This window comes from Streptomyces sp. SCA2-17 (assembly GCF_044336695.1).
In genome coordinates this window covers 802,122-815,561 of sequence record NZ_CP117521.1, presented here as the reverse complement: position 1 = coordinate 815,561, position 13,440 = coordinate 802,122, and the positions used below count along the sequence as shown (strand labels likewise).

Annotated in this window: 11 protein-coding genes; 9 read left to right on the top strand and 2 right to left on the bottom strand. The window is 71.0% G+C overall.

What is annotated here, in order from left to right:
• Window positions 1-26: 26 nt before the first annotated feature.
• From ruvB to PS271_RS03530, 6 genes are all read left to right on the top strand, one after another.
• A complete protein-coding gene (ruvB, locus tag PS271_RS03555) occupies window positions 27-1,106 on the top strand; it encodes a Holliday junction branch migration DNA helicase RuvB (protein ID WP_356276862.1) in 1,080 nt (359 codons plus the stop codon).
• Between the two features lie 161 nt (window positions 1,107-1,267).
• Window positions 1,268-1,786 carry a preprotein translocase subunit YajC gene (yajC, locus tag PS271_RS03550; protein ID WP_398380015.1) on the top strand — a complete coding sequence of 173 codons (519 nt, stop codon included), beginning with the start codon at window positions 1,268-1,270 and terminating at the stop codon, window positions 1,784-1,786.
• A 147-nt stretch (window positions 1,787-1,933) separates the two neighbouring features.
• Window positions 1,934-3,775 carry a protein translocase subunit SecD gene (gene secD, locus PS271_RS03545; RefSeq protein ID WP_398380013.1) on the top strand — a complete coding sequence of 614 codons (1,842 nt, stop codon included), beginning with the start codon at window positions 1,934-1,936 and terminating at the stop codon, window positions 3,773-3,775.
• A 1-nt stretch (window position 3,776) separates the two neighbouring features.
• Window positions 3,777-4,889, top strand: coding sequence for a protein translocase subunit SecF (gene secF / locus PS271_RS03540; protein WP_398380011.1), 1,113 nt, complete (start codon window positions 3,777-3,779; stop codon window positions 4,887-4,889).
• The gene (locus PS271_RS03535; protein WP_398380009.1) at window positions 4,886-5,452 is read left to right on the top strand and encodes an adenine phosphoribosyltransferase; all 567 of its coding nucleotides are present in this window, start codon (window positions 4,886-4,888) and stop codon (window positions 5,450-5,452) included. The genes secF and PS271_RS03535 overlap by 4 nt, the downstream gene beginning before the upstream one ends.
• Before the next feature lie 171 nt (window positions 5,453-5,623).
• Window positions 5,624-8,140, top strand: a complete 2,517-nt coding sequence (locus tag PS271_RS03530) for a RelA/SpoT family protein (RefSeq protein ID WP_398380007.1) — start codon at window positions 5,624-5,626, stop codon at window positions 8,138-8,140.
• A 58-nt stretch (window positions 8,141-8,198) separates the two neighbouring features.
• Here the strand turns inward: PS271_RS03530 and PS271_RS03525 are convergent, their stop codons facing one another.
• Both PS271_RS03525 and PS271_RS03520 read right to left on the bottom strand, forming a co-directional pair.
• Window positions 8,199-9,428, bottom strand: a complete 1,230-nt coding sequence (locus PS271_RS03525; RefSeq protein WP_398380005.1) for a DUF349 domain-containing protein — start codon at window positions 9,426-9,428, stop codon at window positions 8,199-8,201.
• Between the two features lie 266 nt (window positions 9,429-9,694).
• Window positions 9,695-10,516, bottom strand: coding sequence for a peptidylprolyl isomerase (locus tag PS271_RS03520; protein WP_398380003.1), 822 nt, complete (start codon window positions 10,514-10,516; stop codon window positions 9,695-9,697).
• 186 nt (window positions 10,517-10,702) lie between these two features.
• Between PS271_RS03520 and PS271_RS03515 the strand changes: the two genes are divergently transcribed.
• The 3 genes from PS271_RS03515 to PS271_RS03505 are packed head-to-tail and all read left to right on the top strand — an operon-like array spanning window position 10,703 to window position 13,408.
• A complete protein-coding gene (locus PS271_RS03515; protein WP_398380001.1) occupies window positions 10,703-11,425 on the top strand; it encodes an MBL fold metallo-hydrolase in 723 nt (240 codons plus the stop codon).
• 10 nt (window positions 11,426-11,435) lie between these two features.
• Window positions 11,436-12,698 (top strand): histidine--tRNA ligase, encoded by a 1,263-nt coding sequence (hisS, locus tag PS271_RS03510; protein WP_398379999.1) that lies wholly within the window; start codon window positions 11,436-11,438, stop codon window positions 12,696-12,698.
• A 59-nt stretch (window positions 12,699-12,757) separates the two neighbouring features.
• The gene (locus tag PS271_RS03505) at window positions 12,758-13,408 is read left to right on the top strand and encodes a vitamin K epoxide reductase family protein (RefSeq protein ID WP_398379997.1); all 651 of its coding nucleotides are present in this window, start codon (window positions 12,758-12,760) and stop codon (window positions 13,406-13,408) included.
• Window positions 13,409-13,440: the final 32 nt, after the last annotated feature.

Genomic DNA, 13,440 nt, shown 5'->3' with positions numbered 1-13,440 from the left:
AAGCATCCGACCGTGAGGTTCAACCCGTGAACTGGGACGACGAATCCGCATCCGCGGACACACCGGCAGGCGACCGCCTCGTCGGCACCGACGCCGACGGCGAGGACCGGGCCGTCGAGGCCGCGCTGCGCCCCAAGGACCTCGGCGAGTTCGTCGGCCAGGAGCGCGTCCGCGAGCAGCTCGACCTCGTCCTCAAGGCCGCCCGCGCCCGTGGCGCCACCGCCGACCACGTGCTGCTCTCCGGCGCCCCCGGCCTCGGCAAGACCACCCTCTCGATGATCATCGCGGCCGAGATGGGCGCCCCCATCCGCATCACCTCCGGCCCCGCCATCCAGCACGCCGGCGACCTCGCCGCGATCCTCTCCTCCCTCACCGAAGGAGAGGTCCTCTTCCTCGACGAGATCCACCGCATGTCGCGGCCCGCCGAGGAGATGCTCTACATGGCCATGGAGGACTTCCGCGTCGACGTGATCGTCGGCAAGGGCCCCGGCGCCACCGCCATCCCCCTGGAGCTGCCGCCCTTCACCCTCGTCGGCGCCACCACCAGGGCCGGCCTCCTGCCGCCCCCGCTGCGCGACCGCTTCGGCTTCACCGGGCACATGGAGTTCTACGCCCCCGCCGAGCTCCAGCGCGTGGTGCACCGCTCCGCCCGCCTGCTGGACGTGGAGATAGCGGACCAGGGCGCCGCCGAGATCGCCGGACGCTCCCGCGGCACCCCCCGCATCGCCAACCGCCTGCTGCGCCGCGTCCGCGACTACGCCCAGGTCAAGGCCGACGGCGTGATCACGCGCGAGATCGCCGCCCAGGCCCTGGACGTCTACGAGGTCGACGCCCGCGGCCTCGACCGCCTCGACCGCGCCGTCCTGACCGCCCTCCTCAAGCTCTTCGGCGGCGGACCGGTCGGCCTGTCGACGCTGGCCGTGGCCGTCGGCGAGGAGCGCGAGACGGTCGAGGAGGTCGCCGAGCCGTTCCTCGTCCGCGAGGGCCTGCTGGCCCGTACGCCCAGGGGCCGCGTCGCGACCCCGGCCGCGTGGGAGCACCTCGGCCTCGTGCGGGACGCGGGCGCGGCGGGCACCCCGTCCCAGCAGGGCCTCTTCGGCGGGTGACGGCGCGGGGGCTGGTCCGGTCAGGAACCACGGTGCCATGCTGGGCGTTGTTCCATAGGTGCGGACTCGCTTAGACTCCGCCGATGCCGTCCGGTACCGGCACGGCATACCACCCCCGTAGAAGGCCGCGTCCCGCGGTCGTGTGAAGGAAACCCCGTCCCGTGAATATCGTGACTCTCCTGCCGTTCATCGTGCTCATCGGGGCCATGTTCCTGATGACGCGGTCGGCCAAGAACAAGCAGCGCCAGGCGGCGCAGATGCGCGACCAGATGCACCCGGGCACCGGTGTGCGGACGATCGGCGGCATGTACGCCACCGTCAAGGAGGTCAACGACGACACGGTCCTCCTCGAGGTGGCCCCCGGCGTCCACGCCATCTACGCGAAGAACGCCATCGGCGCCGTTCTGGAGGACTCCGAGTACAACCGCATCGTCCACGGGATCGACCAGGACGAGTCCGAGACCCCTGTCGTCCCGGACGATGCGTCGTCGCTGACCGACGCCGAGGCCGAGGCCCCGGGCGAGAAGAAGATCGACCTGGGCAAGGGCGAGGCCGCCGAGGCGGAGAAGGCCGCGGAGCCGGAGGACGCCGGGAAGGCCGCCGAGCCGCAGGCCAAGGACGTCAAGGACGCCAAGGGCGCCGAGCGGGACGGCAAGGACGGCGACACCGACGCGAAGTAGCCCATCGAGGAACCGCGGAGCACCGCTCGGTCGGTGCGCCGCGGTTCCCTGACGGTCTAGGCTCCGGCGGGGGGCAGGTCCCCACTACATTCGTGGCCGCCCGGCCACTGCACGGCGCCGGGCGGTTGGACAGGGAGAAACGACAAGGTGGCAGCACCGAAGAAGGGCCGCAGGTCCCCGGGCGGCCAGGGCAGGCCGGGCCGGGTCCTGGCCCTGATCCTGATCGCCATGGTGGCGCTCACCGGGGGGATGTTCGCCTCCGGGCGGACCACGCCGCGGCTGGGCATCGACCTCGCGGGCGGCACCAGCTTCACGCTGGAGGCCAAGAACGAGCCCGGCAAGCCCAACGCGATCAACCCGACCAACATGAACACCGCGGTCGGCATCATCGAGCGGCGTGTCAACGGTCTCGGCGTCACCGAGGCCGAGGTCCAGACGCAGGGCGACAACCACATCATCGTGAACATCCCCAAGGGGACGAACGCGAAGCAGGCCCGCCAGCAGGTCGGTACCACCGCCAAGCTCGGCTTCCGCCCTGTGCTGTCCGTGGCCCCCGGTGCGAAGACCGAGCCCACTCCCAACGCCTCCACCCCCGGTAAGGACAAGGACGGCAAGGCCAAGGACGACAAGAACAAGCCGTCCGGCTCGCCCTCCGCCTCCTCTTCCGCTTCGGCCGGCGCCGGCAGCCCCTCCGCGAGCGCGAGCCCGCGCCAGCAGGGCCGCCCCGTCACCGACGCCGTCAAGGCCGACGCCACCCCGTCCGCCTCGGCCGTCGCCAAGGACGACAAGGCGAAGGACGAGAAGAAGGACGACGCCAAGAAGGACGACAAGGCGAAGGACGACAAGTCCAAGGACCCGACGCCGTCCCCGGCCGACGCCGCCGCGCTGCAGAAGCGGCTCGACGCCCTGGACTGCACCACCCCCGAGGGCCGCGCCAAGGCCAACGAGGCCGCGTCGAGCGCCACGCCCACCGACGTCATCGTCGCCTGCAAGAAGGACGGTTCGGCCAAGGAGATCCTCGGCCCGGTGTCCGTCGAGGGCACCAACGTCACCGGCGCCAGCGCCGTCTTCGACAGCCAGCAGGGCCGCGGCTGGCTCGTCCAGCTGAAGTTCGACTCCACCGGCTCCAAGAAGTTCGCCGCGGTCACCGGCCAGCTCGCGAGCAAGCAGGCCCCGCAGAACCAGTTCGCGATCGTGCTGGACGGCGAGGTCGTCTCCGACCCGTCCGTCTCCACCTCGATCACCGGCGGCCAGGCGGAGATCTCCGGCGGCTTCACCCAGGCCACCGCCCAGGACCTCGCCAACGTGCTGTCCTACGGCGCCCTGCCGCTCTCCTTCGACGTCGTCACCGAGCAGACGGTCACGGCCGCGCTGGGCGGGGACCAGCTGCGCGCCGGCCTCCTCGCCGGTGCCATCGGCCTGCTCCTGGTCGTCGTCTACCTCGTGGCGTACTACCGCGGTCTCGCGCTCGTCGCCCTCGCCAGCCTCCTGTGCTCGGCGATCCTCACCTACACGATCATGGTGCTGCTGGGCCAGGCCATCGGCTTCGCGCTGAACCTGCCGGCCGTCTGTGGTGCGATCGTCGCGATCGGCATCACCGCCGACTCCTTCATCGTCTACTTCGAGCGCATCCGCGACGAGATCCGCGAGGGCCGCACCCTGCGCCCGGCGGTCGAGCGCGGCTGGCCGCGCGCCCGCCGCACGATCCTGGTCTCCGACTTCGTGTCGTTCCTCGCCGCCGCCGTGCTCTTCATCGTCACCGTCGGCAAGGTGCAGGGCTTCGCGTTCACGCTCGGCCTGACCACCCTCCTCGACGTCGTCGTGGTCTTCTTCTTCACCAAGCCGCTGATGACGCTCCTGGCCCGCCGCAAGTTCTTCGCGAGCGGTCACCCCTGGTCCGGGCTCGACCCGAAGCGGCTCGGCGCCAGGCCGCCGCTGCGGGCCTCCCGCCGCCGCCCCGCCGCCCCCGTCGACCCGAAGGAGGCGTGAGATGTCCAAGCTCGGCAATCTCGGTGCCCGGCTCTACCGCGGCGAGGTCGGCTACGACTTCGTGGCCAAGCGGAAGATCTGGTACGGCATCTCGATCCTCATCACCATCACGGCCATCGTCGGCCTGGCGGTGCGGGGCCTGAACTTCGGCATCGAGTTCTCCGGCGGCGCGGTCTTCACCACGCCCAAGACCTCGGTCTCGGCGGACGCCGCCCGCCAGACGGCGGAGGAGGCCTCCGGCCACACCGCGATCGTCCAGAAGCTCGGCAACGGCCCGCTGCGCATCCAGGTCAGCGACGTCACCACCGAGCAGTCGCGCGCCACCCAGGAAGCCCTGGCCAAGAAGCTCGGCGTCTCCACGGACAAGGTCAACACCGACATCGTCGGCCCGAGCTGGGGCGACCAGATCGCCAACAAGGCATGGACCGGCCTGGCCGTCTTCATGATCCTCGTGGTGATCTACCTCGCGATCGCCTTCGAGTGGCGGATGGCGCTCGCCGCCCTGGTCGCGCTGATCCACGACCTCACCATCACCGTCGGCGTCTACGCCCTGGTCGGCTTCGAGGTCACCCCGGGCACCGTGATCGGTCTGCTCACGATCCTCGGTTACTCCCTCTACGACACCGTCGTCGTCTTCGACGGTCTGAAGGAGAGCTCGAAGGACATCACGAAGCAGACCCGCTTCACCTACAGTGAGATCGCCAACCGCAGCCTCAACGGCACCCTGGTGCGCTCGATCAACACCACCGTGGTGGCGCTGCTGCCGGTCGCCGGCCTGCTGTTCATCGGCGGCGGCTTCCTCGGCGCGGGCATGCTCAACGACATCTCGCTCGCCCTGTTCGTCGGCCTCGCGGCCGGCGCCTACTCCTCGATCTTCATCGCCACCCCGCTGGTCGCCGACTTCAAGGAGCGCGACCCGCAGATGAAGGCCCTCGCCAAGCGGGTGCGCGCCAAGCGCGCCGCCGCGGCCGCGAAGGGCGAGACGGGCGAGGCGGAGCCGCGCGACGCCGTCCCCGGAGCCGAGGACGGCCAGGATGAGGACGCCGGCGCCGCCGGTGTCGTCGCCCCCCGCGCCCGCGGCAGCCGCGGCCGTGCCCAGGGGAAGCGCCGATGAGCGCCACGGGAGTCGGCCCGGCCGACGAGAAGCTGCGTGACCTGCTGGTCGCGCACATCCACGATGTCCCCGACTATCCGAAGCCGGGCGTGATGTTCAAGGACATCACCCCGCTGCTCGCCGACGCCACGGCGTTCGCCGCCCTGACCGACGCCCTGGCGCAGGCGTGCAAGCGCCACGGCGCCACCAAGGTCGTCGGCCTGGAGGCCCGCGGCTTCATCCTCGGCGCCCCGGCCGCCGTCAGCGCCGGGCTCGGCTTCGTGCCCGTGCGCAAGGCGGGCAAGCTCCCCGGCGCCACGCTGGCCCAGGCGTACGAGCTGGAGTACGGCACGGCGGAGATCGAGATGCACGCCGACGCCGTGGGCCCGGGCGACCGCGTCCTCGTCATCGACGACGTGCTGGCCACGGGCGGCACCGCCGAGGCCTCGGTCCGGCTGATCCGCCGGGCCGGCGCCGAGGTGGCCGGCGTCGTCGTGCTCATGGAGCTCGGCTTCCTGCCCGGCCGCGAGCGCCTCGCCGGCGCCCTCGAGGATGCGCCGCTGGAGGCGCTGATCACCGTCTGACCTGCCACGACGGCACAGACCGGACAAGCGGGACGGCCCCCGGGGAAGACCCCGGGGGCCGTCCCGCGTTCTTGTGAGCACAGCCGGGTGCGCGGCGCCCCCGCCGCCCGGGCTCGATACCATGGCAGTCCGGACCTGATCGGGGGGCCGGACCCCGCATGAGGAGTGCTCTTGCCAGACGAGGCCCAGCCGCTCACCGCCGCACAGCAGGACAAGCCGTCTCCCGAGGCCGCGGCGGCCACGGGTACGCCCACGGGCCGCCCGCAGAGCGCGCCTGAGTCCACGCCCCGGCCGCCCGCCGGCACCGGGGCGGGCAGCGGGCCGAAGGGCCCGGTCCCGGCCGTCGCCGGCACCTCACCCGCCCGGCCCACGCCCCCGCCGAGCGCTCCCCGCCCCGGCTCCTCCAGCCGCGTCCGGGCCCGCCTCGCCCGCCTCGGCGTCCAGCGCTCCAGCCCGTACAACCCCGTGCTCGAGCCGCTCCTGCGCATAGTGCGCGGAAACGACCCGAAGGCCGACGCGACCACGCTGCGCCAGATCGAGCGCGCCTACCAGGTCGCCGAGCGCTGGCACCGCGGCCAGAAGCGCAAGAGCGGCGACCCGTACATCACGCATCCCCTCGCGGTGACCACGATCCTCGCCGAGCTCGGCATGGACCCGGCCACGCTGATGGCGGGCCTGCTGCACGACACCGTCGAGGACACCGAGTACGGCCTGGACGACCTGCGCCGCGACTTCGGCGACCAGGTCGCCCTGCTGGTGGACGGTGTCACCAAGCTGGACCGCGTGCAGTTCGGCGAGGCCGCGCAGGCCGAGACCGTCCGCAAGATGGTCGTCGCCATGGCCAAGGACCCGCGCGTCCTGGTCATCAAGCTCGCCGACCGTCTGCACAACATGCGCACCATGCGCTACCTCAAGCGGGAGAAGCAGGAGAAGAAGGCCCGCGAGACCCTGGAGATCTACGCTCCGCTGGCGCACCGGCTGGGCATGAACACCATCAAGTGGGAGCTGGAGGACCTCGCCTTCGCGATCCTCTACCCCAAGATGTACGACGAGATCGTCCGCCTCGTCGCCGAGCGGGCCCCCAAGCGCGACGAGTACCTCGCGATCGTCACCGACGAGGTCCAGGCCGATCTGCGCGCCGCCCGCATCAAGGCCACCGTCACCGGCCGCCCGAAGCACTACTACAGCGTCTACCAGAAGATGATCGTGCGGGGCCGGGACTTCGCCGAGATCTACGACCTGGTGGGCATCCGCGTCCTCGTCGACACCGTCCGCGACTGCTACGCGGCGCTCGGCACCGTCCACGCCCGGTGGAATCCGGTCCCGGGGCGGTTCAAGGACTACATCGCGATGCCCAAGTTCAACATGTACCAGTCGCTGCACACGACGGTCATAGGCCCCAGCGGCAAGCCCGTCGAGCTGCAGATCCGTACGTTCGACATGCACCGCCGCGCCGAGTACGGCATCGCCGCGCACTGGAAGTACAAGCAGGAGGCCGTCGCCGGTGCCTCCAAGGTGCGCACCGACGTGCCCAAGAACGCCGGCAAGAACCAGGACACCGTCAATGACATGGCCTGGCTGCGGCAGCTGCTGGACTGGCAGAAGGAGACGGAGGATCCGGGCGAGTTCCTGGAGTCCCTGCGCTTCGACCTCTCCCGCAACGAGGTCTTCGTCTTCACCCCCAAGGGCGATGTCATAGCGCTCCCGGCCGGGGCCACCCCGGTCGACTTCGCCTACGCCGTCCACACCGAGGTCGGCCACCGGACGATAGGGGCCAGGGTCAACGGGCGGCTCGTGCCCCTGGAGTCCACCCTGGACAACGGCGACCTGGTCGAGGTCTTCACCTCCAAGGCGCCCGGCGCCGGCCCCTCCCGCGACTGGCTGGGCTTCGTCAAGTCCCCCCGCGCGCGCAACAAGATCCGGGCCTGGTTCTCCAAGGAGCGCCGCGACGAGGCGATCGAGCAGGGCAAGGACGCCATCGCGCGCGCCATGCGCAAGCAGAACCTGCCGATCCAGCGGATCCTCACCGGCGACTCCCTGGTCACCCTCGCGCACGAGATGCGCTACCCCGACATCTCCTCCCTCTACGCCGCCATCGGCGAGGGCCACGTCGCGGCGCAGGGCGTCGTGCAGAAGCTGGTCCAGGCCCTCGGCGGCGAGGACGCGGCGACCGAGGACATCGAGGAGACCGCGCCGATCCGCGGCCGCTCCAAGCGCCGCTCCAGCGCCGACCCCGGCGTGATCGTCAAGGGCGTCGAGGACGTCTGGGTGAAGCTGGCCCGCTGTTGTACGCCGGTGCCCGGCGACCCCATCATCGGCTTCGTCACCCGCGGCAACGGCATCTCGGTGCACCGCGCCGACTGCGTCAACGTCGAGTCGCTCTCGCAGCAGCCCGAGCGGATCATCGACGTCGAGTGGGCGCCCACCCAGTCCTCGGTCTTCCTGGTCGCGATCCAGGTCGAGGCGCTGGACCGCTCCCGGCTGCTGTCGGACGTCACGCGCGTCCTGTCCGACCAGCACGTCAACATCCTCTCGGCTGCCGTGCAGACGTCCCGGGACCGGGTGGCCACGTCGCGCTTCACCTTCGAGATGGGCGACCCGAAGCACCTCGGCCACGTCCTGAAGGCCGTACGGGGTGTGGAGGGCGTGTACGACGTCTACCGCGTGACGTCGGCCCGCCGGCCGTAAATGCGCACATGAGTAAGGGGCTCCGGCAATAGCCGGAGCCCCTTACTCATGGGGTGATTCAGCCGCCGAACTCCTCCAGGCCCTTCAGAGCCTGGTCCAGAAGGGCCTTACGGCCCTCCAGCTCCTGCGAGAGCTTGTTCGCCTTGGCGTCGTTGCCCGCGGCACGCGCCTTGTCGACCTGCTCCTGGAGCTTGTCGACGGCCGCCTGAAGCTGGCCGGTCAGGCCCGCCGCACGGGCCCGGGCCTCCGGGTTCGTACGCCGCCACTCGGCCTCCTCGGCCTCCTGGATGGCGCGCTCCACCGCGTGCATCCGGCCCTCGATCTTCGGGCGGGCGTCGCGCGGGACGTGGCCGATGGCCTCCCACCGCTCGTTGATCGAGCGGAACGCGGCGCGGGCGGCCTTCAGGTCGGTGACGGGCAGCAGCTTCTCGGCCTCGGCCGCGAGCTCCTCCTTGTGCGTCAGGTTGACCGACTGCTCGGCGTCGCGCTCGGCGAACACCTCGCTGCGCGCCTGGAAGAAGACGTCCTGCGCACCGCGGAAGCGGCCCCACAGCTCGTCCTCCGCCTCGCGCTGCGCACGGCCGACGGCCTTCCACTCCGCCATCAGGTCGCGGTAACGCGCGGCCGTCGGGCCCCAGTCGGTGGAACCGGACAGCGCCTCGGCCTCGGCGACCAGCTTCTCCTTGGCCTTGCGGGCGTCCTCGCGCTGGGCGTCGAGGGCCGCGAAGTGCGCCTTGCGCCGCTTCGAGAACGCCGAGCGGGCGTGCGAGAAGCGGTGCCACAGCTCGTCGTCGGCCTTGCGGTCCAGCCGCGGCAGGCCCTTCCAGGTGTCGACCAGGGCGCGCAGCCGCTCGCCGGCGGCCCGCCACTGCTCGCTCGCCGCCAGCTCCTCGGCCTCGGCGACCAGCGCCTCCTTGGCCGTGCGCGCCTCGTCGGCCTGCTTGGCCTTCGCCGCCTTGCGCTCCTCGCGGCGCGCCTCGACGGTCGCGACGAGCTTGTCGAGCCGGGTCCGCAGCGCGTCGAGGTCACCGACGGCGTGGTGCTCGTCGACCTGCGTGCGCAGGTGGTCGATCGCGACCATCGCGTCCTTGGCCGACAGGTCGGTGGTCTTGACCCGCTTCTCGAGGAGGCCGATCTCGACGACCAGGCCCTCGTACTTGCGCTCGAAGTAAGCAAGGGCCTCCTCGGGAGACCCGGCCTGCCACGATCCGACGACCTGCTCACCGTCGGCAGTACGCACGTACACGGTCCCCGTCTCGTCGACGCGGCCCCATGGGTCGCTGCTCACAGCGCCTCCTCCACATGATGGCGGGGCCGGTGTGCGGCCCTCGCGCATCGTCCACAGTTGTTCCGGGCAGGGCCGCGCCCTGGCCGGTCCGGCGGCTTGATCATCGCCTTGATCATTCGGGTGCGGGTAGCCGCCGGATCAGGCACCCTACACAACGCCAACATAGGCGACCGGCGCCCTGGCTGTCCGTATCCCGCGCGACCGAAATTTCGCTGAGCGGGCAACAGCCGGGCACCGGAGGCCTGATCGGAGCGGTGCGCCCGGAGTCAGGACTTGGCGACCGTCGCCTTGTCGATGACCACGGTCGCGTTCGGGGCACCGTCGCCGGCGCCGGACGCCTCGCCCGCGCCGGTGATCTTCTTGAGCGTCTTCATGCCCTCGGCGCCGATCGTGCCGAAGGGCGTGTACGACGGCGGCAGCGGGCTGTCCTGGTAGACGAGGAAGAACTGGCTGCCGCCGGTGTGCGGCTGGCTGGTGTTGGCCATCGCGACCGTGCCCGCGGGGTAGACGTTCCCCTTGAGCTTGGGGTCCTTGAGGTTCTCGTCGGGCAGGGTGTAGCCCGGGCCGCCCTGGCCGGTCCCCTTGGGGTCGCCGCACTGGAGGACGTAGATCCCGGCGGTGGTCAGGCGGTGGCACTTGGTGTGGTCGAAGTAGCCCTCGCCGGCCAGGAAGTTGAAGGAGTTGACCGTGTGCGGGGCGTTCGCCGCGTCGAGCTTGACGTCGATCGTGCCGCAGGTCGTCTTCAAGTCCATGGCGTACGCCGCGGACTTGTCGATGCTCATCTCCGGCTCCGACTTCCATGTCTTCGTGGCGGGGGAGCCGGGGGCGGGCTTGGCACACGGGTCCGGCCCCTTGGAAGGCGCCTTGGAGGTCTCGGGTGCCGCGGCGTCGGTCTTGTCCTTCTTGTCGTCGCCGGACAGCGCGCCCGTGGCGTACGCGGTCACGCCCGCGGCCACCACCACCGCGAGGACGGCGGCGATCACCGCGTTCCGCCGCCGGGCCTTGCGCCGGGCCTCTTCGCGGCGCTGCTGCTGCCGCTCGAACTTCTCCCGGGCGAGCTGCCGCCGCCGCTGCTCGTTACTGACCACCGGGTCTACTCCTCATACCGACTTGTCCATGTCATGAGCCCTGTGTTGCTGGTGTGCCCGTACGGTATACGGGTTCGCGGCCGCGGAGGTGCCGCCGGTAGGCTCTTGTTCGCAGCCGGTGATCCCCGCAGGGCGTCGCGGCCGCACCGCTGGATGAAAACTGCTGGTCGATCATTAAGGACGAATGTGCTGATTGCCGGGTTCCCCGCCGGGGCCTGGGGGACCAATTGCTATCTGGTCGCCCCTGCCGCCGGCGAGGAGTGCGTGATCATCGACCCGGGCCACCAGGCGGCCCCTGGGGTCGAGGAGGCGCTCAAGAAGCATCGGCTCAAGCCCGTCGCCGTCGTCCTCACCCACGGCCACATCGACCACGTCGCCTCGGTCGTCCCGGTGTGCGGCGCCCACGACGTCCCGGCCTGGATCCACCCCGCCGACCGCTACATGATGAGCGACCCGGAGAAGGCCCTCGGCCGCTCCATCGGGCAGCAGCTCATGGGCGAGCTGACCGTCGGGGAGCCGGACGACGTCAAGGAGCTGACCGACGGCTCGCGCCTCGACCTCGCCGGGCTGGAGTTCACCGTCGCGCACGCGCCCGGCCATACCAAGGGGTCGGTGACCTTCAGGATGCCCGAGACCTCCGAGGTCCCCTCGGTGTTCTTCTCGGGCGACCTGCTGTTCGCCGGCTCCATCGGACGCACCGACCTGCCGGGCGGTGATCACGCCGAGATGCTCCGGTCGCTGGCACGCGTATGCCTGCCCCTGGACGACTCGACCGTGGTCCTCTCCGGCCACGGCCCCCAGACCAGCATCGGCCGCGAGCGCGCCACCAACCCGTACCTGCGGGAAGTGGCGGACACGCTGCGCGGCTCCGGAGGCGGCCCTACCGCCGCTCCGCGAAGAGGAATGTGACGATTTTCCCGTGAGTACGTTCAAGGCCCCCAAGGGCACCTACGACCTCAAGCCCCCCACCTCCGCCGTCTACCTCGCGGTCCGCGAGGCCATCGCCGCCCCGCTCAAGCGGGCCGGCTACGGCTACGTCGAGACCCCCGGCTTCGAGCAGGTCGAGCTGTTCTCCCGCGGCGTCGGCGAGTCGACCGACATCGTGACCAAGGAGATGTACACCCTCACCACGCGCGGCGGCGACCAGCTCGCCCTGCGCCCCGAGGGCACCGCCTCCGTGCTGCGCGCCGCCCTGGAGGGCAACCTCCACAAGGACGGCAACCTGCCCGTCAAGCTCTGGTACTCCGGTTCGTACTACCGCTACGAGCGTCCGCAGAAGGGCCGCTACCGCCACTTCTCGCAGGTCGGCGCGGAGGCCATCGGCGCCGAGGACCCGGCGCTGGACGCCGAGCTGATCATCCTGGCCGTCGACGCGTACAAGTCGCTGGGCCTCGCCGACTTCCGCCTCCTGCTGAACTCCCTCGGCGACAAGGAGTGCCGCCCCGTCTACCGCGCCGCCCTGCAGGACTTCCTGCGCGGCCTGGAGCTGGACGAGGACACCCGCCGCCGCATCGAGATCAACCCGCTGCGCGTCCTGGACGACAAGCGCGAGGACGTCCAGAAGCAACTCGTCGGCGCCCCGCTCTTCCGCGACCACCTGTGCGAGGCCTGCACGGCCTACCACGACCAGGTGCGCGAGCTGCTGACCGCCGCGGGCGTCGATTTCGAGGACGACCCCAAGCTCGTCCGCGGCCTCGACTACTACACCCGCACCACCTTCGAGTTCGTCCACGACGGCCTCGGCTCGCAGTCCGCGGTCGGCGGCGGCGGGCGCTACGACGGCCTGTCCGAGATGATCGGCGGCCCCGCGCTGCCGTCCGTCGGCTGGGCGCTCGGCGTCGACCGCACGGTGCTCGCCCTGGAGGCCGAGGGCATCGCGCTCGACCTGCCCTCGCCCACCGAGGTCTACGCCGTCCCGCTCGGCGAGGAGGCCCGCAAGGTCCTCTTCGGCCTGGTCACCGAGCTGCGCCGGCAGGGCGTCGCCACCGACTTCGCGTACGGCGGCAAGGGTCTGAAGAACGCGATGAAGTCGGCCAATCGCTCCGGCGCCCGCTTCGCGGTCATCGCCGGCGAGCGCGACCTGGCCGAGGGGAACGTGCAGCTCAAGGACCTGGAGAGCGGCGAGCAGAAGGCCGTCGCCCTCACGGACGTCGTGGGTGAAGTCCTGGCCAAGCAGGGCTGATTGTCACTCCGCTGGTGCAGAATGGGCGCCAGGGACCGACTGATGGGATCAACGGCGCTATGACCACTTCGGCACTCGACCGCTCCGACACCGACGGCGACGAGCGGGACGGCCCCGCGACCGGCGCCGTGGGCGGCAGCCGCGCGTTCGCCCTGCTGTTGGTGATCACCGGCGCGATGGGGGTGCTCGCCTCCTGGGTCATCACGCTCGACAAGTTCAAGCTGCTGGAAGACCCGAACTTCGTGCCGGGCTGCAGCCTGAACCCCATCGTGTCCTGCGGCAACATCATGAAGAGCGAGCAGGCCGCGGCCTTCGGGTTCCCCAACCCGATGCTGGGCCTGGCCGCCTACAGCGTGATCATCGGGATCGGCCTCGCCCTGCTGGGCGGGGCCCGCTTCCCCCGCTGGTACTGGCTCGGCATGGAGGCCGGCTGCCTCTTCGGCGTCGGCTTCGTCACCTGGCTCCAGTACCAGTCGCTGTACGTCATCGGGTCGCTGTGCCTGTGGTGCTGCCTGGCCTGGGCCGCCACGATCTTCATGTTCTGCTACGTGACCGTGCAGAACGTCCGGCACCGCTTCATCCCGGCACCGGACGGCGTGCGCCGCGCCCTGCTGGAGTTCCACTGGGTCGTGCCCGTCCTGTGGATCGGCATCATCGGCATGATGATCCTCACCCGCTGGTGGGACTTCTGGACGGGCGGCACCGCCTGACCCCGGTCCTCGCGGACCTGGCTTGATCGACG